The sequence below is a fragment of the Pseudomonas sp. WOUb67 genome (assembly GCF_050058005.1).
GTDB classification, from domain to species: Bacteria; Pseudomonadota; Gammaproteobacteria; order Pseudomonadales; family Pseudomonadaceae; genus Aquipseudomonas; species Aquipseudomonas putida_R.
Window position 1 is genome coordinate 5,707,396 of the sequence record NZ_CP170112.1, and the last position, 21,828, is coordinate 5,729,223.

Sequence of the window (21,828 nt, forward strand, 5' to 3'; positions counted from 1 at the left end):
GATGGGCTTGCCAATGTTTACGGCCATTGCCAACTGGCTGCGCCTTCGTAAAGCACCACCTGCCAAGCAACCGCCCGCAGCAGAGCCGGTAGTTGTGGAAGATGCCGACGAAGGCCTGAATGCTCAGTTGGTCCCTTACGACGAAAACCTGCTTGAGCGCAGCCGCACGCAGTGGCAATTCGGGGATTGGCAAAGCCTTGCCGAGCTGCAGCGTGATACCCTTCAGCATCACCCGGACCGCGCGAAGCTGGCGCTGCTGGCTGCCGGAGCCCACCAGCAACTGGGCAACATGACCGCCGCGCGCCAGTTCACCCGGCTGGCCCAAGACTGGGGTTGCAGCAAGAAGCTGATCAGCCAGGTGCTGATTGCCGGCGTGCACAATACCTTGGGCCGCGCCACGGCCATTGCTGGCCGCTCGCAACAGGCGCTGGGGCACTTCCAGAACGCCGTGAAAATTGCCGCGCCCGGCGCAGATGTACGCCTGCTGGTACAAGCCCGTGTGCGCGAGGAACTGGGCCAGCTTGGGCTGCCAGCCCTGGAAGCCCAGCACAAGCCAGGCGCAAGCGCCATTCGCCCCGCCGCCGAGAAAAGCGCCGTTCAGAAGCTGTCGGAGGATTTGCAGAAGCAGCACGCAACCTTGAGCGAACAGATCAAGCAGCAGAATGCCGAAATGGTCAAAGTGCGCCAGTCTCTGGAACGTACGGTGAAGTCGGAGATGCTTAATGCTGCACAGCAGTTGGAAGCATTTATGGGCGTTCAGAACTATCTGGCTCACGGCGAACATTTGCCCGGCATGCATGGTTGGCCGATCAGCCCGGACTTTGCGCTGTACCTGGTCGAGTTGATCGACGGCAATGATTATGACCTGATCCTCGAGTTTGGCTCTGGCACTTCAACCGTAGTCATTGCCAAGGCGCTGGCCAGAATTGCTCGCCAGCAACACGGCAAGCCTGCCACCGTCCAAGTGGCATTCGAACACCTGGAGCAGTACCACGCGCAAACGCAGGCGAACTTGCAACAGGCGGGGTTGCTGGATGCTGTGCAACTGGAGCTGGCACCTTTGGCCGAATTCAAGGCACTCAACGGCAGCACATATTCATATTATAGCTGTCAGCCCACCCTACATGAACTGGCTGAACAGCTAACTTCAAATATCAAAATACTAATCATAGTCGACGGCCCACCTGCATCAATTGGAAAACATGCGCGATACCCTGCAGTGCCTTCGGTACTTGCAGAGTTCAAAGGTGCGCACATCGACATCTTGCTCGACGACTACATCCGTGAAGATGAAAAGGAAATCGTCCAGCTATGGCTGAAAGACATCGAAGTTGAGGGCCTGACTGCTCAGATGTCTACTCGCAAAATGGAAAAAGACGCTTGTCTTATCTCCATCCCCCATAAGGTGTAAAACGAGCACAATCTCATGAAAATCCTAACAGTATTCGGCACTCGCCCCGAAGCAATCAAGATGGCACCCCTTGCGCTTGCACTCGCAGCAGATGAGCGCTTCGATGCGAAAGTATGCGTAACTGGGCAGCACAGAGAGATGCTCGACCAAGTCCTGGAATTGTTTGAAATCAAGCCAGACTTTGATCTCAACATCATGAAGCCAGGCCAGGACCTCACGGATGTAAGCACTTCGATCCTGCAAGGCATGAAAAGCGTTTTCCAGGATTTCAAGCCCGATATGGTCCTGGTGCATGGCGACACGGCGACTACTTTTGCTACCACCCTTGCGGCCTACTACCACCAAATACCTGTTGGTCATGTTGAAGCTGGGCTGCGCACCGGCAATCTGTATTCCCCATGGCCCGAAGAGGGTAACCGCAAGCTGACCGGAGCATTGGCTAACATACATTTCGCACCCACTGATGACTCGCGCGAGAATCTACTGCGCGAGGGGGTTGCTGATGCTTCGATAGTCGTAACCGGCAACACTGTTATCGATGCACTTTTAGATGTTGTTAATCGTCTGAAAAACGATGAGGCACTGCTTAAAAAAGCCTCAGCACCTTCTAACTTCCTGGATCCATCTCGTAAGCTGATCTTGGTTACCGGGCACCGTCGCGAAAGTTTTGGCAGCGGATTTGAACGCATCTGCCAGGCGCTGCTTGAAGTTGCTCAACAGCACCCAGAGGTTGATATCGTCTATCCAGTTCACCTGAACCCTAATGTAAGAGAACCGGTCAACCGCCTGCTGTCAGGCATTAACAACGTTCACCTGATTGAGCCGATGGACTATCTGCCTTTCGTTCATCTGATGACCCGCTCACATATCATTCTTACTGACTCAGGCGGTATTCAAGAAGAAGCGCCATCATTGGGCAAGCCTGTTCTAGTAATGCGGGACACCACCGAACGGCCTGAAGCCGTTGCTGCTGGTACCGTAAAATTGGTGGGCAGCGATGTGGAAAATATTGTTCGTGAACTGAACCGTCTCCTGTCGGACCACGAAGCCTATAAAGCCATGAGCTTTGCTCACAATCCATATGGCGACGGCACTGCTTGCCAAAGAATTATTCAAGCGCTGCTGAAGAACGCTTAACCCCATAGCCCTTGCGTGCATGCTCGATAACACTGCGAGCATGCAGCACACAATGTCAGGAAAGACGATGCCAAACTCAAAATATTCCTTCCAAACAATTTCTATGATTGGCCTTGGCTATATCGGCCTTCCAACTGCAACTCTTTTTGCTTCGCGCAAGAAAAAAGTGATTGGGGTTGACGTTTCCGAACATGCAGTGAATACCATCAACAGTGGCAAAATTCACATTGTAGAGCCCGAATTGGACATGTTAGTTCATGCAGCAGTCACTGAGGGCTACCTGCGCGCCACTCGAACGCCCGAACCAGCTGACGCTTTCCTGATCGCGGTCCCAACACCGTTCAAAGGCGACCACAAGCCTGACCTGAGCTACATTGAATCTGCTGCCAAAGCCATCGCACCTATTCTGAGCAAAGGCAATTTGGTCATTCTTGAATCGACTTCGCCTGTCGGTGCCACGGAGCAAATGTCTGCTTGGCTATCCGAAGCGCGACCGGATCTTACCTTCCCTCAGCAGGCCGGTGAAGAAGCCGATATCCAAATTGCACACTGTCCAGAACGGGTACTTCCTGGCAAAGTCGTACACGAATTGGTTTCCAATGACCGAATCATCGGTGGCATGACAGGAAAGGCCAGCGAAATGTCTGTCGCGCTCTACAAGATCTTCGTTGAAGGTGCTTGCATTGTCACCGACGCACGCACTGCTGAAATGTGCAAGCTGACTGAAAATAGCTTCCGCGACGTTAACATTGCCTTCGCCAATGAACTCTCAATGATTTGCGATAAACTCAAAATCAATGTTTGGGAACTCGTAGAGCTTGCAAACCGGCACCCACGTGTAAGCATTCTTCAACCTGGCGCTGGCGTAGGTGGTCACTGCATTGCTGTTGACCCATGGTTCATCGTTGATACGACTCCTGACGAAGCACGGCTCATCCGCACTGCTCGAGAAGTTAACGATTTCAAACCTGAATGGGTATTGAATAAAATCAAAGCGGCTGTTCTGGACGCAATGGCCACCAAACAAGGCAGCACCATATCCGATATTAAAGTCGCCTGTCTGGGTCTTGCTTTCAAACCTGACATTGACGATCTTCGTGAAAGCCCAGCAGTTGATATCACCCGAAATCTGGCTGCGTTGGGCTGCCAAATCGTGGCGGTCGAACCAAATATTGAAATGCTCCCGACTAAGCTCGCACAAGCCAACACCACCCTGGCGACCTTGGAGGAAGCGGTTGAAACTGCGGACGTCATATGCGTTCTAGTAAAACACAGCCCATTCATTGAAGCTGTGGAAACCCTGCGCAAACACGCATACTGCATTGATTCAGTAGGTATTTTTGCATGATCAGCAAAGAATCAACGGTCATCAACAAACAACCTCAAGAAACAAGGGCAACCTTGCTTCCCAAAAAAAATCAAGTGCGGCTTGCTGCCTCAGAATATAGCAAAGGCAATTACGAGTCCGCGCTCGAAACCTACAAATACCTTGCAGAAACCATTGGCCAGAAGTTTTTTGATGCCAACATACTTCTGTGCGAGCGCCGCATCCAGGGCATTGTGGTCGGTGCAAACTTTGCCAAAAATATAGTAACGCCGCACCTAAATCTGACCAATTCAAGGGCTGCGGATGCGCCTAACATCGCAAGCGTGAAACCGACGAAACGCCTGCGGTCCATCTCAATTATGGACGAGATTTCTGAAGAGTGCTGGCGATACGAAATGACCAGCTACCCGATCAGTCGAAAAAACTATAGCGAACAGATTGAAAAATCCGTTTCGGATTTTTGCTTTTTGGAAAGCTGCTGGAAAGGTAATCGTGGCACATGGGAGTATGCCTTTACATCTCCTGGGTTGAAGCATGCGAATGCCCAGGCCCTGCTAGACGCGATCGTGCAAGTTAAGAAAAAAATGCCTATCATCTTCTGGAACAAAGAAGATCCGATGCATTATGACCGCTACTTACCAATTGCAAAGCATGCAGACATAATATTTACAACTGATGCGAACAAGGTCGCCGACTACCAGCGGGATATACCTAGCGCACAAGTACATGCCGTCCCCTTTGCAGCACAACAACGAATCTGTAATCCGTCAGACAGATTCCGGACCACGCCAGAATCCGTATGCTTTGCGGGTTCGTATTATGGTGTTGGACACGACGAAAGAAAGCGCCAAATGGATGCACTGCTGCCGTCCATTATCGAGTTCAATGGCGCCATTTATGACAGAATGTCAAAAATCGATGGCGATCGTTACGCTTTCCCACCACAATACACACCGTTCATCAGGGACGCAGTACCTTTTACTGAAGTAGTAAAACTTTACAAACGTTTCAAAGTTTTCCTGAACGTTAACACCATCATCGACTCCCCAACGATGATGTCCCGCCGTGTTTACGAGTTGCTCGCATGCGGAACACCAGTTGTATCTACCCCCTCAAAAGCTATTGAGGAGCAGTTCGCGGGGATCGTTCACGTTGCAAAAGATGCGGAGGAAGCGAATGTCATTATTGAAAAGCTTCTGACCGATGACCACTTTTGGGAAAAGTCGTCTCATATCGGCTACCGAGAGGTAATGAAAAAACATACCTACTCACATCGCCTGCAAGACATTCAGAAATCTCTTGGGCAGGCAGCAGATGACTCTGCCCCCCTAATCAGTATCATTACCTGCACCCGTCGCCCCAACATGATTGACCGCATCGTCGAAAACATGACGCGGCAAAATCACCCTAATTGCGAACTAATCCTGGTCCTCCAGGACTTCAATGAACACCAACGGTTTGAGTTGGTGTCCAAACTCAAAGCAACACCCTCTAACATCAAGCGCATCGAAGTCATCGTAAATGATAACCAGGACGTAACCCTTGGAGAGCGCTTCAACGATGCTGCAGCTTATGCAGAGGGTGAGTACATCGCAAAAATGGATGACGACGACTTGTACTTTAAGAACTACTTGTCGGACATGATTATTCCATTCTCCTTCGGCGATTATGGGCTTGTTGGAAAAAAAGAGCTGTTCATGTACCTCTCGGGTTCTAGCAAGCTAATCAAGCGCTTCCCTGGTGTTAAACACTGCGAAGCGGACTTTGTTGCTGGAGCGACTTTTGTATTTAAAGCCAGCGTATTCCACAAATACAAGTTCCAATCTCTCAACCGAGGGGAAGACAGCGATCTGATTGGGCGTCTCAAAAAAGACGGGATCAAAATTTACGCATCGGATCCTTTCAACTTTATCGTATGGAGAGGCGCAACATCAGCTCACACCTGGGACGCCACAGATGAATACTTCCTCTCCGGAAAGCAAACGGAAGTAATCGCTGACAATTTGGACACAAGTGTATGTGATTTCTAAATCACTTATACGGATCAATTGTTTATAAGAAATTATTATGCGCTTTTCAATAGAACCGATCAACCTGAAAATGGTCTATACTGATGTGCGCATATCTCATGCGCACACTCACACTAGGGATCGTTCAACATAATCATTTTAAAAGCAAAGCGCATAAGCTTTAATTTTTAGAATAGCACCAGGAGCTCGCAGTTATGAGTAAACATACAAACTACTCGCGCGGATATATAATTTCAGCCGAGCCGGTGAAGTCAGAGATCAACAATTGGCGCACCGAAAATGCCCTGGGCTTGAACTTCCATTTTGATCCTCGCGTCAGCTTTGACTACCGTATAAAGGATGGTCAATTCTGCGCAATGCTTGGCACTGCCCTGGATCTTGACTCGGGGGATTACGGCACAAGCCTTGTTACCTCAACTCTCCTTGATGCGTTTATCGCTGGAGAGAATACGCTTTTTGAGAAGCTTGATTCTATTAACGGTAGATTCATACTTCTTTATGGAACATACAACAGCGACACCTCCAGCATCCGCATAATTAACGACGCAACGGGCATGCGAAGCGTATTTTATTCGACCACGCAGCCCTTGTGCATTAGCTCTCACCCCGATCTTGTAGCCAAGCAAATTGGCGCCTCAAGAAATGATTATGGAAAGTGGCTGACCGAATACAGCAGTTATCACCTGCCTGGAAACAGCACCCTCTTTCACAGTATAAAGCAACTGGTCCCCAATCACTTGTTCGATTGCGAATCAAATAAGCTTATTCGCTTTTTCCCACGAGAATCCCTGCATACTCCTGATGACATCAACGCGACCATTGATGAGCTAGCGGAGATCTTGAAAAGCCAGGCAGAGCACCTAGCCGCTCATAATCGAATTTTGTGTTCGATCACGGCAGGTGTTGACAGCAGGGTTACATTGTCTGCGACCAGAAGCAATTCCCGAAATGTTAAGTACTTCACTTACTTTGGGAAAGAAGGCGAGCTGTCCAAGAACATCTTACCTTTAGACAAACTGATTGCTACAGAAATCAGCAGCAATCTCGGTCTCGATCATGACCTCATTGATCTATCAGAATCCGGCCGTTCTGAAGCGTCTAAAAAATTAAAGAGCGAAATCCGCACTTCACATGTGACACACAGTCCAACTGTAGCTGCCGAATACATCCTCCGCTATGCAGATCAGAACTTGCTGCATTTGCGCTCTAACCTACTGGAAATCGGAAGGATTTTCTACAAAAACTCCTTTAACTTACCTAGGAAGTTAGACACAAAAGCAGCCGTGACATGTTATTCGTCACGCGCCGAGAATGACCAGCAGGTCATAGACATCTTTGATCAATACCTGAATGAATGCAATTATAACAACATTGAAAACTATGACCCTTACGATTTATTCTATTGGGAATACCGTATGGGTGCTTGGCATTCGCTAGTACTGCTAGAGAGTGACTCTGCATTTGACACATTCATTCTCTTCAACAACAGGCGGTTCTTGAGCAAATTGCTCTCCATACCTGAGCCACTTCGCCAGGGTCATGACCTTATGCTGGAAATTTGCGCACGCAACTGGCCAGCTCTGCAGTTTTGGCAAATCAACGAAAAAACAAATATCTACTCGGAATTCAAGGTCGCAAGCAGTTCATTTTCGGACGCCATGAACCTGGAGGCCGCTCAGATCTCCAGTTCGTCGTCTTCGGGTACTGAGAAGCCCGCACTGTCGATCATGCGGTCTCCGAAAAGCGTGAAATTCTCATTCGTCGATTCGGCCCCCACAATTGGCGAGATGATCAGCTTCAAGCTCAGCATCAATGTTAGCGAACCAGAGGACAGCTTCCTTGTAGCTCACATTAAAACTCCTTATGCCAACCCTAATATACCCGGACGGATTGAGTATCAGGTTCTGATCGATGGCAAAAAGCTTTTGACAGCAGATGTATCAGCCTGGAAGGACACTAACCAAATAGTGATTCCAATACACCCCTACCACACTGACGCAAAAAAAGCTGTCGACTTCGAAGTCCGTGTAAACTGCCTTAGAAACTGTGAACCCTGGAACTGGGGCAGAGCTGCGACCGTTATTATCGAGCGAGTTTCGCTTCGAAAAAAACCTGTGTTGCCTGGTACAGGAACTATTGGCTCTTCAAACCCATTCGCTCACTTAGAAGCAAACACTTAAGGGCGAACCGAACTAATGGCAGGATCAAATGCGACAATGGTTTGATCCTGTTTAAAAGAAATTTACGGGTGCGGGAAAATTGCTGATGACATATACGCGCCGAAGGACCATTTGCACTTGAAAATTGCACTATTGGCGGACGCATTCAGCAGTGCCGCATTCAGCCTCGCTGCCGACGAAACCGAGCATCTTCATCCCGATTCGTTCGAAGAGCAAATACTGAATTCTTCACCCGACATCCTTCTCGTCGAGTCGGCTTGGTTAGGCCAAGATGGCGCCTGGCAAAAAAAGCTTGCACCTCCGGGCAAGGAAATTTTGAAATGCCTAGAGCTTTGCAAATCCCTGAATATTCCAACGGTATTTTGGAATAAGGAAGACCCTGTTCACTTTGGCACTTTCATTGCGCTGGCAAGGTTTTTCGACCATGTCTTCACAACTGATATCGATTGCATTCCTCGATACAAGAAAGCGCTTGGGCATGATCGTGTATCCCTTCTGCCATTCGGCGTTCAACCTAAACTCCATAACCCCCTGAATACAATCGAGCGACAAAACGCTTTTTGCTTCGCTGGCTCTTGGTATCAACGTTACCCGGACCGTCAAAAAGAGTTTAGATCCCTCGTAGACTCAATCTCAAAAATTGGCCGATTAGATATTTACGATCGAAACCATCTGAATGAAAAATCAGAAACACAATTCCCTCCAGAGTACACACCGTTAATTAAAGGTTTTTTGCCGTTCTCTCAAATTGACTTAGCTTACAAGGGCTATCGCTTCGCAGTAAACATAAACACTGTCACTCAGTCGCAGAGCATGTTCGCGCGCCGGGTGTATGAGCTAATGGGCAGCAACAGCCTAGTTGTCAGTAACCCTTCAAAAGGGATGCAACTATTTTTTGGCGACTTGATTATTTCGAGCCCCGACACCTCTAAACTCGAAGATAATATTTCATCAGCATGGCATGACGAGACCTGTTATCGAAAACAGCGTCTAATGGCGCTGCGAAAGGTTTTGAGTGAGCATACTTACACGCATCGACTACAGTATATAAAAGCTCGGATCAACGGAGAGCGCTGGCAACCTGCGGAAACAGAGGTATTAATTTTAGCAATAGCACGGAGCGCTGAGGGCGAGCGCTGCCTTATTGAAAATATTAAACGCCAACGGCACCCTTGCCGTTCACTCATTCTGCGAACTTACAAAAAAGATGATAGCCAACCAGCACAGGCTCAAGGCTATAGAATCACTATTCACACTGAGACGCTTGAGTACAAATTTGCAGTTCAAGCAGCATTACGCGAGCACTCTTGGCTGGCATCTTTCGTAAGCGATGACTTTTATGGACCTCATTACTTAACCGACCTTACACTTGCAACTCAGTTCACTCAAGCCAATGCTATTGGCAAAAGATCATTTTTTTCCGCCAAAAACGGCGGATGCGATCTCATTGAAGATGGACTTCAATATCGCCATGTCGATAGATTATTTGCACGCTCCGCAATAATGCTAACTAAAAAACTACCGACTGGATGGCTGAATCAGTATCTGCAAGATATGGAAGGCGCCGTCATAGATTGGCCTAGCACAATGCTGGCAACTGATGAATTCCAATATTGCCACAATGGCGCTCAGCTTCCGCCCTCGATACTGGCTAATTCAGCTGGCGACCTACCGCTGAACAGTGGACTGTCTTTAGCCAAAGATATTCTGCCTATTGCGGAGCGCCTTTCCGCTGCTGACTATCGCCAACCAATAGTTTCCGCAACTGCACTACAAATCACCGGCGAGACACTTTACGACTGGCTAAAACCCCGATTGCCGGAAGCAGTAACCCTTGAGCTTCAGGGTGACTCTCTGCTGATAATATCGCAACTCGAGCATAACAAGTGTGCCACGCTATATGCTGCCAACCGGTTCAGCCGCAGTGATATAAATCTTTTCGAAAATAATCAAGTTCGCTTGATTTCAGAGCACAATCTCACTGAACTGAATACACTGTTCGAATTTGAAAACCCTAGTCGAACTGGGATTGGTCACACCATCAACAGTGCCGGCGCTGCCTATTCATTAATTTTACCTGACAACTGTCATTTTCTGCGTATTGCACTACGCATCCAGGGCCCCGGTACAGCACTCATACACTCGCTCGTACTCGGAAGAACTTTCGAAGCCTCTGCATTTTCGCTCGAAAAGTGCGTTGGCTCACTTGAGAAAATCAAACAAGACTCTATCAGGACATTCGTCCGATCAGGAGCTTCTCCCGTGTCGCTAACTAATCGAGCGCAAGCAGCTTTTCTAGCCGGGCAGTATGATTTAGCTATAGGTTTTTATAAGAACGCTATGCTGGAGCAGCCAGGGCTGGCTCACCTCTACCAACTGAGCATTGATATCGCTGAAAGACGGCTTGGCAATCACACAGAGCAAGCCAAGCCCAGCCATGCAACCTCATTGCAGCTGAGCATTGACAGCCTCACAAATAATGGCCACACCAATGAGACATCCGTTGCCCTCAACGAGATATACAATGCCATTGCTAAGCTTTCACCCAAATTACCGAAAATTGCCACTTCGCATGCTCCGTTAGTATCGGTCGTATTGACCACCGAAAATGATGCCGAATTTGTCGAGCAAGCGGTGGACTCAGTACTCCGCCAGAGCTGGGCAAATTTAGAGTTGATCGTGGTAGACAACGCCAGCACTGACCAAACATGGAAAATACTAGATCGATTGCGGAAAACCGTTGGCCATCTTTTCTGCTACCGCCTCAACACCAATCTCGGCAAAAGCTTCGCAAGAAACCTAGCCCTACAGAAGGCTCGTGGCGATTTTTTGTTCTTCCAGAGTGGCAATGAGCTATCTCATCCAGAACGTATTTGTCTAAGTATGCACTACCTGCTGCAGCCAGGTGTCAATGCAATTATGGAAGGCCGAGCAAAGCTTCTCACTCCGTCAAACCGAGTTATTGCAGCTGCGCCGGACAAGTATATATCAGATACCCTGCCAGCTCTGAGCCGTACCACGTTTGAGCATATAGGCTACTTTGGCTATTTCGGAAACTCATCTGCTGACGAATTCAACTTGCGCCTTAACACCTGGGCATCATTCGAGGGAAGCTCGATTCCTGAGATCGAGCATCCGCTCGTCTACCAGGCTTTGGTGGATGAACTGATTGCAGCCACTCCATGTCAGGCTGGCGCGTTGCAAATCAACGATAATCGCGTAGCGCATTGCAAACGTTCCAGAGAGGCATTTGCCCAGCTACACCAAGAACTCGGCGCAGAACGCTTCCAAGAGTTCTTCCGCTTCCCGGTCATTCGTGACCTGATCCCCGTTCCACCGGCGCTTAGCAGCCTCGCCAACCCCGCCCAACCCGTGGTCGTCAGTCTGTGCTCCATCCCAGAACGCACCGACTTGCTGCGCCAGGTTCTCGCGAGCCTCGCGCCTCAGGTAGACGCGTTGCATATATACCTGGACCGCTATGATTCGATCCCAGACTTCGTCCGCGATTGCCATCCCCAGGTTACGGTCTACCTGTCCAAAGACCACCCAGGTCTGCGCGACAACGGCAAGTTCCTGGCGTTTTCCGCCCTTGCGGAAGACTGCTACTACTTCACAGCAGATGACGACATCGTCTATCCCCCTGACTACGTTGCCAGCATGGTGCGTCGCATCGAAGACTACGAACGTCAGGCGGTCATCGGTGTGCATGGGGTACTACTGCCAGAGCAGGCAGAAGGTTACTTCACGTCCTTCCGCAAGGTGCACATGTTCAAGAAGGAACTGGAACGGGATGCGTTGGTGAACAACCTGGGCACTGGCACCGTAGCGTTCCACTCGGGCTTGTTGCGCGGGCTGGACCTTACCCATTTCGGTACTCCGGGCATGGCAGACCTGCACCTGTCTGTATTCTGTAAGCAACGCGACATCCCGATGGTCGCGTTGGCCCGTCCCGAGGACTGGCTGCAAGAACTGCCCTCGCCCAATACCAGCCTGTACAATGAGTTCCGGCAGGCGGACGACCAGCAGTCGGCTCTTATCCGTGCCCATAAACCCTGGGGTTATGCAGCCATCAGCAAGGCGGTTGCCGTGGCCTCGACACGGGCAACCAAGCCGGACACAGGCGAACGCCTGCAACGGTTGATACCTATATTGCATGCCTGCCTGAAATAGCCCATGCACCAGGGCACCGCCTCGGCATTTCGCAGGGCCGGCTGACAAGCCGGCCCGCTTCATTACCTGCTGTTAAGTACGCCTAGGCGCGCAAGGGAACGCACAATATGAACATTACCTCGCCCCAGTGCCTGCCCCGGCCCGCCGCCTGGGTACGCAGACCATGAAAATCACAGTCGTCGGCATGGGCTACGTAGGCCTTGCCAATGCCGCCCTGCTCGCTCAACACGGGCAAGTAGTAACGCTGGACCGCGACCCGGCCAAGGTAGAGGCCATCAACCAGCGCCGCTCGCCGATTGTGGACCCGTTGCTTGAAGACTACCTGCTCAACAAGCCGCTCAACCTGCAGGCAACGCTCAATCCCGCAGAGGCTTACGCCGGAGCGGCCTTCGTTGTCATCGCCACACCCACCGACTATGACGTGGAAAGCGGCCGCTTCGATACCCGTTCCGTCGAGTCGGTCATCCGCGACGTGCGCGCGGTGAATCAGGCGGCCACGTTGGTGATCAAGTCCACGGTGCCCGTCGGCTTTACCGAGCGCATGCGGCGGTTGTGCGGTTTTGACGACATCATTTTTGCACCTGAATTTCTGCGTGAAGGCCAGGCGCTCTACGACAACCTGTACCCCTCTCGCATCGTGGTCGGTGGGCACACCGCAGGCGCCAGGCTGTTCGCCGACCTGATGCAGCACAGCGCGATCAAGAAAGATGTGCCCGTACTGCATACCGGCGCTACCGAAGCCGAGGCCATCAAGCTGTTCGCCAACACCTACCTGGCCATGCGCGTAGCGTATTTCAACGAGCTGGACAGCTACGCCGAAAGCCACGGCCTGGATACCCGCCAGATCATCGAAGGTGTCGGGCTGGACCCGCGGATCGGCAACCATTACAACAACCCCTCCTTCGGCTATGGCGGCTATTGCCTGCCCAAGGACACCAAGCAATTGCTGGCCAATTACAGCGACGTGCCGCAAACCCTCATTCGGGCAATCGTCGACTCCAACCGTACCCGCAAGGACTTCATCGCCGAGGCCATTCTCAAGCGCCAGCCGCGGCGGGTGGGCATCTATCGGTTGATCATGAAAGCCGGCTCGGACAATTTCCGCACCTCTTCCATTCAGGGCATCATGAAGCGCCTGAAGGCCAAGGGGGTGGAGGTGGTGGTCTATGAGCCGGTGCTCAAGGCTGCGACCTTTTTCAACTCCCCGGTCCTGACAGACCTTGAAGAGTTCAAGCGCAGCTGCGATGTCGTTGTAGCCAATCGGCTTACCGATGAAATCAACGATATACTCGACAAAATTTATACCCGCGACCTGTACAGCAAGGACTGAGCGCGGCCATGACATGGCTACCGTTTTTATGGAGACATCGATGCAAACCCTACTCTCCGGCCTGAGTGAACAGGCCAGCCGCGCGTATGTAGGCGCCTCATTTGACGACGCATTTTCGATTCAGTGGAAACCCGCTGCGCAGTTCATGGCTGGCGTCGATTTCAGCCACGCTTCGGGGGCACACCAGCGCGTGTGGTTGTACCGCGCACCTTGGTCCTGGTTGGCCGACGGTGCCACCGTCGATGTCGCGGCGGCACTGCACCAGTGGCAGGCCGAGCAACGCGCAGTGCTGCAACTGCGCCGCACGCTGCGTCAACGCTTGATTCTGGTGAACATCGACAGGGTGACGCCGCAGGCGTTGTTCGAGCGCCTGGGCCTGGCTTACAACGACCAACCCGTGCAGCTGTTTGCCGACCCGTTGGCCGCCACGCTGGCCGGCGTCTTCGAGCAGATGGCCCCCGAAAGCTGGACCCTTTACGAAGCGTTGGAAGCTGCATCATGGCTGCCAAACGGTGAACCGGAGTTCCGCTCCAATCGCCCACTGCCAACCACAACAGGGCTGATCGAACTGCTGGACCTGATCCATGCCGGCCGGCAATTGCCCAACGCTCAACTGCAGCTGCATGAGCGGGAAAGGTCCATCACCAGCCTGCGTCGTGAAACCGAGCAAGCGCGCAACGCCCAGCAAAGCCGCCACGATGAGCGCGAGCAGGTGCTGTCGCAGTTGCACCGCGCCCAGCAAGCGCTGGCGGATCGCGAAGCAGAAAGCCAGCTTCTCAAGGACCAGCACAGCAACCTGCAGCAACAACTGGCCCAGGCACTGGCGGACAAGCAGCTGGCCACCCAGGCCATAAGCGCCGCCGGCGCAGGGTCCAAGCCATTGGTTGAGGAAAACCAGCTGCTGCTGGCTCAACTGCATGACGTGCAGGCAGAGCTGGAAAAGCGCCATCAGGCCGGCCTGGTACTCGAACAACAAGTCGCAGCCCTGAAGCTGGAAGCAGCGCAGGCTCGCGCAACACAACAAAAAGCCCAACAAGTGCATGCCGACAATAGCGTTGCCCAACGCTACAAGGAAGAAAGCGAGCTCCTGCTGGCCCAGTTGCACGAAGTGCAGGAAGAGCTGGAAAAGCGCCACCTGGAAAGCCAGGGTTTCAACGACAAGTATGCCAGGCTGAAGAAAGAGCTGGACCAGACCCTTGCCGCGCAACAGCAGTCCGGCGTTGACCTGGCCGGCGCTACCGCCAATGCCCAGGCGCTGGGTGAAGAGAACGAGCTGTTGCTCTCGCAACTGCACCTGGTGCAGGAAGAGCTGGAAAACTACTACCTGGCCAATCGCGAAATTCTCGCGGCGATGGACCAATCCAACCATACGCTGCACCGTGCCCGTAAAGTGATCAGCCGGGTGGCTGCCAATGTCTAAGCCCCAGGCGGCAAGCCCGTACAACAGCGTGGTCGACCCCCAGTGGTACGTAGCGACTTATCCGGATGTAGCGGCTGCAGGTGCAGACCCGCAACAGCACTACGAGCAGCATGGTGCCGCTGAGGGCCGCTTGCCCCGGTACCTGCAGGCCTATCGCCTGGAGTCGGCCCTGTGGGGCGGTTTCAGCGGGCTGGCGTTGCCCGAGCTCAGTGCCCTGCAGGCACACACCGAGGACCGTGAAGAGCATGCCTACGCTTCCTGGGCCCTGGCCCGCTGGCATGCCAGTGCCTCGCAATGGTCGAGCGCACTGCCATACATCGACGCCCTCGCGCAGCCCCTGCCACCTTACATCGGCACCCTTGGCCCGATATTGCTAAGGGCCGAGGTGCTGCTGCGCAATGGCCAGCAGTCGCTTGCGCAGGCCTGCATCGCCGAGGCCATCGCAGCAAAAGGCCTGCAAGCCGACTTGTGCCTGGCAGCGGCCAATGTGTCGCTGGCCACCAAGGGCACCCAGCATCAGCCGCCAGCCGCGCTGCGCCTGTTCTGGCTTAACCGTGCGCTTGCCGCTGCCGACCTGGCACCGGTTGCCCTGCGCAACCCCGCAGCTGCGCTGACCCTGGATAACCTTCAGGCCGCGTCTGCGGCGAAGGTTGCGCCCCAGGCCCAGCCCAAGATCAGCGTGATCATGCCGGCGTTCAACGCCGAGGCATTCATTGAAACGGCCCTGCGCAGCCTGCTGGCTCAAAGCTGGAGCAACCTGGAAATCCTGGTGGTCGATGACTGCAGCAGCGATGCCACGGTTGCGCGTGTTTCTGAACTGGCCCGCGAAGACGCACGCATTGTGCTGCTTCAGCAACCGGTAAACCGCGGTGCTTACGCGGCGCGCAATACAGCGTTGAAACACGCCACCGGCACCTTCGTGGTCAACCACGACAGCGACGACTGGTCCCACCCTCAGCGCCTGGAGCTCATGGCCACTCCGTTGCTGCAGAACCCGGGCCTGGTCGGCACCCTGGCTGAGTGGGTCAGGGCCGATACCGAGCTGCACTTCCAATGCTGGCGCATGGAAAACAGCCTGATCGAACCGAGCGTATCCACCATCATGATGCGCTGCGATGCCGTGCGCGAACTGGGCGGCTGGGATGAGGTGCGTGTCGCGGCCGACCATGAGCTGCGCCAGCGCCTGCAACGTCGCCACGGCGACGAGGCACTGCTTTACCTGCTGCCAGGGGTGCCGCTGGTCATTGCCCGTCACCTGCCTCAGTCGCTGACCATGGCTTCCGGCACGCATCTGCGCTCAACGTTCTTCGGCCTGCGCCAGCTGTACAGCGCTCTGGCCGATACCTGGCATGCCATGGCAGAAGATGCGGCTGACCTGCGCTTGCCTGAAAGCGTTGGTGAACGCGCCTTCCCGGCACCCGCACCGATGCTGCGTACGTCATCTGCCCAAGCCAGCTACGACTGGTTGTTGATCAGCGACCTTGGCGAAACAGCGCGCAGCGCCAAGCCCTTGCGCCTGATACTGGACAGGTTGCAAGGGCAAGGTGAACGTGTTGCCTTGCTGCATTGGCCAGACTATCAGCGCCCCGGCCCGGTGGGCACCGACATACTTCGCAAGGCCGTCCTCGGTGCGGTGGACATCGTCCTGGCCGAGCAGCCACTGGATGCCCGGCGTGTGGTGCTGGTAGGGCGTCATCTGCTCGCCTGCCCACTGGATCAAGTACCGGTCATTCAAGGCTTGCAAAGCTGCCAGGTAGTGGACTCCGTGCGTGAAGCCAAGCAGTTGGCAATTGCACCAGCAGCCCTGGCCCTTGCGCCAAGCGAAGGGCAGCACCCGGTAGCCGAGCACCGCGCCTCTGCTCCTGCCCCTGCCTTGGCGGAACCCGAGGCGCCCCAGCCGGCTCCGGCGCAAGATAACGGCACAGGGCTACCCGCCTTGTTCGACGCAGCCTGGTACCTGCAACGTTACCCCGATGTGGCAGAAGCTGGCATCAGCCCCTGGGAACACTATGTTGCCAACGGTTTTGCCGAAGGCCGCGAGCCGGGCCCCGACTTCAATACAGCCTGGTATCTGGAGCAATGCATAGAGGCTCGCGACAGTGGCCTGCCGCCGCTGGTGCATTACCAACAGGTCGGTCGCCAGGCCGGTTACAACCCTACCCACCCTACTTTCACGGGTAGCCAGCCGAGCCGAGCGGGTCGGCCAACCGTGTTGCTCTGCGCCCATGCGGCCAATGTGCAACTGTTTGGTGCCGAACGCAGCCTGCTGGATGTACTCGATGCCTGCAACGCCCTGCAACTCAATGTGCTGGTCAGTGTGCCAAGCGTTGTCAACATGGCCTATATCGATGAATTGCGTGCCCGCTCGCTGTTCGTCGCCTGCATTCCAACCCGGCCATGGGCAGCCAGCACAGCGCCATGCCCGCTGGCCGTGGAACGTTTCCGCACGCTGATCCGCGAGCATTCGGTAGCGTTGGTCCAGGCCAACACGCTGATGCTGCGCGAGCCATTGCTGGCTGCGCGCAACGAAAACGTACCGGCAGTGCTGCATGCACACGAGTCCCCGGCCCATGACCCGGCACTCTGCGCCGCGATCGGCCTGGCTGCGCCGCAGATTGTGGAACAAGCCCTGGAACGCGCCGATCATGTACTGGCCAACTCAGCCTTTACTGCGCAGCATCTGGCCAAGCCCGGGGCCACCCACGTGGTCAGCAACATCATTGACCTGAAAGCATTCGACCTGCCTAACGTCATTGACAACAAGCGTGTAACGGCCGCATTGATCAGCAGCAACTTGCCGAAAAAAGGTATCCAGGACCTGCTGCAGCTGGCCTGCGATACCGCAAGAGACACGCCTAACCTTCAGTTGTTGCTGATTGGGCCAAATACCCCAAGTGTCTCCGCCCTGAGAACACTGGAAGCGCGTGGCCAACTGCCGGCCAACTTCAGCCTGTTGCCTTACGCAACCAGCCCGCAAACTGCCATTTCTCAAGCTAACATTGTGCTCAACCTGTCGCACTGCCAGGAAACCTTTGGCCGTACGCTGCTCGAAGGCATGGCCGCCAGCCGCCCAGTACTGGCTTACCGCTGGGGGGCACTGCCCGAATTGGTTGATGAAGGCGTCAATGGCCACACCTTCGAACACGGTGACACCAAGGCGATCGCCAACAGGTTGCGTCAGCTCTGCCGTAACCCGAAAAAAATTCGCACGCTGGGGGCTGCCGGGCGAAAACGTGCCAAGCAGTACAACTTGAAGCGTTTGAGCAAGCAGTTGGGCGCGGCCTATACGTCGATACTTGATTATCCCCTGCTGCAGACAGAGGATTTGACATGATTCTAGTCACAGGCGGAGCCGGCTTCATCGGCTCCAACTTCGTGCTGCAATGGTGTGCGAAAAGTGGCGAAGAGGTGCTGAACCTCGATGCCCTGACCTATGCTGGCAACCTGGCCAACCTGCAGTCGCTGCAAGGCAACCAGCAGCATCGGTTCATACAAGGCAACATCTGCGACGCCGACCTGCTTGCACGGCTGTTTGCCGAGCATCGCCCACGCGCAGTGGTGCACTTTGCCGCCGAGTCCCACGTTGACCGGTCCATCGCAGGCCCCGCAGCATTCGTTGAAACCAACGTGGTTGGCACCTTCCGCTTGCTGGAAGCGGCCCGCGCCTACTGGCACCAGCTGGAGGGGGAAGTCAAGGCAGGCTTTCGCTTCCTGCATGTGTCTACCGATGAGGTCTATGGCACGCTGGGTAGCGACGACCCGGCGTTCACCGAGGCCACGGCATATGCCCCGAACAGCCCCTATTCGGCTAGCAAGGCCGCCAGCGATCATCTGGTGCGTTCGTACTTCCATACCTATGGCATGCCAGTACTGACCACCAACTGCTCGAACAACTACGGGCCGTTCCACTTCCCGGAAAAGTTGATTCCGCTGATGATCGTCAATGCCCTGGCCGGCAAGGCGTTGCCCGTGTATGGGGATGGCCAGCAGATTCGCGACTGGCTCTACGTCGAAGATCACTGCGCCGGTATCCGCCGCGTGCTGGAAGCCGGTGCCTGCGGGGAAACCTACAACATCGGCGGCTGGAACGAAAAAGCCAACATCGACATCGTGCGCACACTGTGCACATTGCTCGACGAAATGGCGCCTGCCAGCCAGCGAGAGGTCATCAACGTGAAGACCGGTGAACCAGTCAAGCAGTATGCAGAGCTGATCACCTATGTCACAGACCGCCCCGGCCACGACCGCCGCTACGCCATCGATGCACGCAAGATCGAGCGCGCACTTGGCTGGCGGCCCGCTGAAACATTCGACACGGGTATCCGCAAGACTGTGCAGTGGTATCTGGACAACCAGCAATGGGTAGCTGGCGTCATCGATGGCAGCTACCGTGACTGGGTAGCGCAGCAATACGGTTCTGTTAAATCTTGAAAATTCTGCTATTGGGTAAAAATGGCCAGGTGGGCTGGGAGCTGCAACGCTCACTCGCACCGCTTGGTCATGTAACGGCGTTGGACCGCAAAGGTTGTGCGGGCTTGTGCGGCGACCTCACAGACCTGCACGCCATCGCGGCCACGATACGGGCATTGAAGCCGGACATCATCGTTAACGCAGCCGCCTACACCGCGGTTGACGGCGCAGAAAAAGAGGCGCAACTGGCCAGGCGCATCAACGCCGACGCGCCTGGGGTACTGGCACAGCAGGCAGCGGCTATCGGCGCCTGGCTGATCCACTACTCCACCGATTATGTGTTCGATGGCAGCGGGTCATTACCCTGGCCGGAAGACGCAGCAACCCACCCACTTTCGGTTTACGGTCGCACCAAACGTGACGGGGAAGCAGCTGTACTGGCTAGCGGTGCTCGCGCTCTGATTCTTCGCACCAGCTGGGTATACGCGGCACGCGGTCAGAACTTCGCCAAGACCATGTTGCGACTGGCTACGGAGCGCGAGGCATTGAATGTTGTCGCCGATCAGTTTGGCGCACCCACCGGGGCGGAGCTGATAGCTGATGTAACCGCTCATATCATCAGCCAGGTTTTCACCCGGGACGATGCCCGCGAGCTTGCCGGTATCTATCACCTGGCAGCCGCAGGTGAGACGAACTGGCATGGCTATGCGCAGTTCGTGCTTGAGCATGCCGGTCGTCAAGGCTGGCCTTTGAAAGTTGCTGCTGAGCAGATTGGTGCGATCCGGACCGAAGATTATCCATTACCGGCGGCGAGGCCACGCAACTCCCGTTTGAATGTGGATAAACTCGAAAAAGCCTTCAACCTCAAGATGCCACCTTGGCAACTCGGTGTGCAACGCATGCTGGACGAGATCCAGCGATAAGGACTGCAAATGGCGCGTAAAGGAATAATTCTCGCCGGTGGTTCAGGCACTCGCCTGCACCCCGCCACCCTGTCAGTGTCGAAGCAACTGCTGCCGGTATATGACAAGCCGATGATCTACTACCCGCTCAGCACGCTGTTGCTGGCCGGCATCCGGGATATCCTGATTATCTCGACCCCGCAAGACACACCCCGTTTCGAGCAGCTGCTGGGTGACGGCGGCCAATGGGGCCTGAACCTTACCTACGCGGTACAACCAAGCCCGGACGGCCTTGCCCAGGCGTTCACCATCGGCGCCGACTTCATTGGCAACGACAGTTGCGCCCTGGTTCTGGGTGACAACATCTTCTACGGCCACGACTTCCAGGCTCTGCTGTTGAATGCAGACAGCCGTCAGGACGGGGCGTCGGTATTCGCCTACCACGTGCATGACCCCGAGCGTTACGGTGTCGCAGAGTTCGACAGCACCGGTCGCGTCCTTTCAATCGAAGAAAAGCCCAAAGCACCCAAGTCGAGCTATGCCGTCACCGGGCTGTATTTCTACGACAATCAGGTCGTCAACCTTGCCCGGCAACTCAAGCCTTCCGCCCGAGGGGAACTTGAGATTACCGACCTGAACAACTTGTACTTGCAGCAAGATCAGCTGCAAGTTGAAATCATGGGCCGCGGCTACGCATGGTTGGACACGGGGACTCACGACAGCCTGCTTGATGCAAGCCAATATATCGCCACCATGGAGCGTCGCCAGGGCCTGAAAATTGCCTGCCCTGAAGAAATCGCCTATCGCGCAGGATGGATTGATGCCGAGCAAGTAGAACGGTTGGCGCAACCGCTGTTGAAAAACGGCTACGGGCAGTACTTGCGTAATCTTCTTCAAGTCAAGGTTTTCTAATGCTGGCCGAACCTCTTGCCATCCCCGATGTGCTGCTGCTTACCCCAAAGGTGTTCGGCGACGACCGTGGCTTCTTCTACGAAAGCTTCAACGCCCGCGTCTTCAATGAAGTGGCTGGCCTGCAAGCCGACTTCGTCCAGGACAATCACTCCCGTTCGACAAAGGGGGTGCTAAGGGGCTTGCATTACCAGCTCCCTTCCCATGCCCAAGGTAAACTGGTCCGTGTCGTACAAGGCGAGGTATTCGACGTAGCGGTAGACATTCGCCGTGCCTCCCCCACCTTCGGCAAATGGGTAGGCGCAGTGCTTTCGGCCGAAAACAAGCGCCAGCTGTGGATACCTGCCGGCTTCGCTCACGGTTTCGTCACACTGAGCGACACGGCGGAGTTCCTGTACAAGACAACCGACTTCTACTCGCCGCAGTACGAGCGCTGCATTGCCTGGGATGACCCGGCCATCGGCATCGAATGGCCTATCGACTTCACACCAAGCCTGTCAGGGAAAGACCAGCTTGGAGTCGCGCTAGCCGACGCCGACTGTTTCGATTGATGAGATGGGCGAGGCTGCATGGCCTCGCCTCCATCGTTTCCGTCAGTGGCT

The 21,828-nt window shown here is 54.5% G+C and carries 13 protein-coding genes; all 13 read left to right on the plus strand.

Going from position 1 to position 21,828, the window contains the following annotated elements:
• Position 1: 1 nt before the first annotated feature.
• Entirely contained in the window at positions 2-1,411 is a 1,410-nt protein-coding gene (locus ABOC32_RS25255; protein ID WP_426809305.1) for a methyltransferase FkbM, read from the plus strand.
• 15 nt (positions 1,412-1,426) lie between these two features.
• The gene (gene wecB / locus ABOC32_RS25260) at positions 1,427-2,548 is read left to right on the plus strand and encodes a non-hydrolyzing UDP-N-acetylglucosamine 2-epimerase (protein ID WP_426809306.1); all 1,122 of its coding nucleotides are present in this window, start codon (positions 1,427-1,429) and stop codon (positions 2,546-2,548) included.
• Between the two features lie 67 nt (positions 2,549-2,615).
• Positions 2,616-3,896 (plus strand): UDP-N-acetyl-D-mannosamine dehydrogenase, encoded by a 1,281-nt coding sequence (wecC, locus tag ABOC32_RS25265; RefSeq protein WP_426809307.1) that lies wholly within the window; start codon positions 2,616-2,618, stop codon positions 3,894-3,896.
• The gene (locus ABOC32_RS25270; protein WP_426809308.1) at positions 3,893-5,905 is read left to right on the plus strand and encodes a glycosyltransferase family protein; all 2,013 of its coding nucleotides are present in this window, start codon (positions 3,893-3,895) and stop codon (positions 5,903-5,905) included. Before wecC ends, ABOC32_RS25270 begins: the two co-directional genes overlap by 4 nt.
• A 194-nt stretch (positions 5,906-6,099) precedes the next feature.
• On the plus strand, positions 6,100-8,085 hold the full coding sequence (locus ABOC32_RS25275; protein WP_426809309.1) for a hypothetical protein: 1,986 nt from the start codon (positions 6,100-6,102) through the stop codon (positions 8,083-8,085).
• A gap of 117 nt (positions 8,086-8,202) precedes the next feature.
• Positions 8,203-12,255 (plus strand): glycosyltransferase, encoded by a 4,053-nt coding sequence (locus ABOC32_RS25280; RefSeq protein WP_426809310.1) that lies wholly within the window; start codon positions 8,203-8,205, stop codon positions 12,253-12,255.
• A 163-nt stretch (positions 12,256-12,418) separates the two neighbouring features.
• Positions 12,419-13,585, plus strand: coding sequence for a nucleotide sugar dehydrogenase (locus ABOC32_RS25285; protein ID WP_426809311.1), 1,167 nt, complete (start codon positions 12,419-12,421; stop codon positions 13,583-13,585).
• A 40-nt stretch (positions 13,586-13,625) separates the two neighbouring features.
• Positions 13,626-15,005 (plus strand): hypothetical protein, encoded by a 1,380-nt coding sequence (locus ABOC32_RS25290; RefSeq protein WP_426809312.1) that lies wholly within the window; start codon positions 13,626-13,628, stop codon positions 15,003-15,005.
• A complete protein-coding gene (locus ABOC32_RS25295) occupies positions 14,998-18,339 on the plus strand; it encodes a glycosyltransferase (protein WP_426809313.1) in 3,342 nt (1,113 codons plus the stop codon). The genes ABOC32_RS25290 and ABOC32_RS25295 overlap by 8 nt, the downstream gene beginning before the upstream one ends.
• On the plus strand, positions 18,336-19,436 hold the full coding sequence (gene rfbB / locus ABOC32_RS25300) for a dTDP-glucose 4,6-dehydratase (protein WP_426809314.1): 1,101 nt from the start codon (positions 18,336-18,338) through the stop codon (positions 19,434-19,436). The genes ABOC32_RS25295 and rfbB overlap by 4 nt, the downstream gene beginning before the upstream one ends.
• The gene (gene rfbD / locus ABOC32_RS25305) at positions 19,433-20,338 is read left to right on the plus strand and encodes a dTDP-4-dehydrorhamnose reductase (protein ID WP_426809315.1); all 906 of its coding nucleotides are present in this window, start codon (positions 19,433-19,435) and stop codon (positions 20,336-20,338) included. The genes rfbB and rfbD overlap by 4 nt, the downstream gene beginning before the upstream one ends.
• A gap of 9 nt (positions 20,339-20,347) precedes the next feature.
• Positions 20,348-21,229 (plus strand): glucose-1-phosphate thymidylyltransferase RfbA, encoded by an 882-nt coding sequence (gene rfbA / locus ABOC32_RS25310; protein WP_426809316.1) that lies wholly within the window; start codon positions 20,348-20,350, stop codon positions 21,227-21,229.
• Entirely contained in the window at positions 21,229-21,777 is a 549-nt protein-coding gene (gene rfbC, locus ABOC32_RS25315; protein WP_426809317.1) for a dTDP-4-dehydrorhamnose 3,5-epimerase, read from the plus strand. Before rfbA ends, rfbC begins: the two co-directional genes overlap by 1 nt.
• The last annotated feature ends 51 nt before the right edge of the window (positions 21,778-21,828 follow it).

Excerpts from the sequence above, each read along its gene's own strand:
- ABOC32_RS25255 (WP_426809305.1), top strand. The coding sequence starts at position 2 with ATGGGCTTGCCAATGTTTACGGCCATTGCCAACTGGCTGCGCCTTCGT.
- wecB (WP_426809306.1), top strand. The coding sequence starts at position 1,427 with ATGAAAATCCTAACAGTATTCGGCACTCGCCCCGAAGCAATCAAGATG.
- wecC (WP_426809307.1), top strand. The coding sequence starts at position 2,616 with ATGCCAAACTCAAAATATTCCTTCCAAACAATTTCTATGATTGGCCTT.
- ABOC32_RS25270 (WP_426809308.1), top strand. The coding sequence starts at position 3,893 with ATGATCAGCAAAGAATCAACGGTCATCAACAAACAACCTCAAGAAACA.
- ABOC32_RS25275 (WP_426809309.1), top strand. The coding sequence starts at position 6,100 with ATGAGTAAACATACAAACTACTCGCGCGGATATATAATTTCAGCCGAG.
- ABOC32_RS25285 (WP_426809311.1), top strand. The coding sequence starts at position 12,419 with ATGAAAATCACAGTCGTCGGCATGGGCTACGTAGGCCTTGCCAATGCC.
- ABOC32_RS25290 (WP_426809312.1), top strand. The coding sequence starts at position 13,626 with ATGCAAACCCTACTCTCCGGCCTGAGTGAACAGGCCAGCCGCGCGTAT.
- ABOC32_RS25295 (WP_426809313.1), top strand. The coding sequence starts at position 14,998 with ATGTCTAAGCCCCAGGCGGCAAGCCCGTACAACAGCGTGGTCGACCCC.
- rfbB (WP_426809314.1), top strand. The coding sequence starts at position 18,336 with ATGATTCTAGTCACAGGCGGAGCCGGCTTCATCGGCTCCAACTTCGTG.
- rfbA (WP_426809316.1), top strand. The coding sequence starts at position 20,348 with ATGGCGCGTAAAGGAATAATTCTCGCCGGTGGTTCAGGCACTCGCCTG.
- rfbC (WP_426809317.1), top strand. The coding sequence starts at position 21,229 with ATGCTGGCCGAACCTCTTGCCATCCCCGATGTGCTGCTGCTTACCCCA.